The following is a 1,199-nucleotide window of genomic DNA, read 5'->3' as shown; positions in this document are numbered from 1 at the left end:
CAAACGCAAACACTATTATCAAATCATCGCTGAGAGAAATAAAATTAGCCTTGATAAAATTGCCACTCTTGCGGCTCAAAAAGCAATTGAAGCAGCGGAACCTGGGCATATGATCCAAACGCCACAAGGGAAATGGCTAAAAAAATAACCACGAGAGTCACCTCTACGTGGTCATGTCACATCTAACAAACCATTACATGGTCGCCATAATCCAATAATCTAAGCGCTTCTGTGGGTCTGTTACAATCGATTTGCAAGAGTCTTTGTATTTTGACATCAATGCGCCTAAATTATTCGATCCAGCTAATTTATCAATTTGCTTTTGTTTAGCTGCAACAACATCTTTTTCAACTTGCTCAGGGGCACGGTACTTACCCGCTATCGCCACGGCATCAATTGCGGAGGTTTTTAAACGATCACCCACCGCTTTCATTTGTGGGGCATTCATCGCAGCAATCGCTTCCGAGCTAATTTGATAATACGCTGCACATTCAAGTAGTTCATCAGTGAATGCTTTTTCTGCAGCATCTTCTGCATGTGCAGTTACACTCATACATATAGCCGACACAGTAAAAACCCACATAGCAGATTTGTTCATGGTAGTTTCCCTTCGTTTTTAGAAATTTGGAGATAAAGTTAACGATTGATAATGCGCTAAACGAGAAGTTAAATACTGCTCAACTTGAGGCCATTCGGTTTCAATAATCGAAAACACTACAGTGTCACGAATAGTCCCGTCAGCTTGAATTTTATGATTACGTAATATGCCATCTTGCTTGGCACCCAATCGTGCAATCGCATTACGTGAGGCATGATTATGCCAATGTGTCCTGAATTCGACCGCGATCGCATCCAAAGTATTAAATGCATAGCGGAGTAATAATAACTTGGACTCGGTATTAATAGCACTGCGTTGATAAGATTTAGCGTACCAAGTGTAGCCAATTTCGAGTCTACGATTAGGTTGGTCCCAGTGGCAAATTCGAGTACAACCAATGATATTGCCAGAGACTTTATCACGCACTGCAAATGCGACCGCTTCACCTTGGTTTTCACAAGCTAAAGCGTACTCAACATATGCTTTCATGCCATCGGCATCAGGGATTTGCGTAAACCACAATTTCCACAACTCGCCATCACTGGCAGCCAGAGTTAACCCAGGAACGTGATCTAAAGACAGTGGTTCTAAGATAACATGT

At 42.0% G+C, this 1,199-nt stretch carries 3 protein-coding genes; 1 reads left to right on the top strand and 2 read right to left on the bottom strand.

Annotated features, from left to right (window positions below):
* A partial coding sequence (locus tag CXF78_RS01120) for a DUF1318 domain-containing protein (protein WP_145991303.1) occupies positions 1-148 on the top strand: 148 nt, incomplete at its 5' end.
* A gap of 45 nt (positions 149-193) precedes the next feature.
* On the opposite strand, the gene CXF78_RS01115 is transcribed toward CXF78_RS01120, so the two are convergent.
* Together CXF78_RS01115 and CXF78_RS01110 are read right to left on the bottom strand one after the other, a co-directional pair.
* Positions 194-598 carry a hypothetical protein gene (locus tag CXF78_RS01115; protein ID WP_059745016.1) on the bottom strand — a complete coding sequence of 135 codons (405 nt, stop codon included), beginning with the start codon at positions 596-598 and terminating at the stop codon, positions 194-196.
* 18 nt (positions 599-616) lie between these two features.
* On the bottom strand, positions 617-1,199 hold a 583-nt coding region (locus CXF78_RS01110; RefSeq protein ID WP_102035733.1), incomplete at its 5' end, for a GNAT family N-acetyltransferase.

Origin of the sequence: Shewanella sp. 11B5, from assembly GCF_002836795.1 — a bacterium.
Classification (GTDB): Bacteria; Pseudomonadota; Gammaproteobacteria; order Enterobacterales; family Shewanellaceae; genus Shewanella; species Shewanella frigidimarina.
The sequence above is the reverse complement of the archived record's forward strand: the minus strand, read 5'-3'. Positions and strand labels throughout refer to the sequence as shown.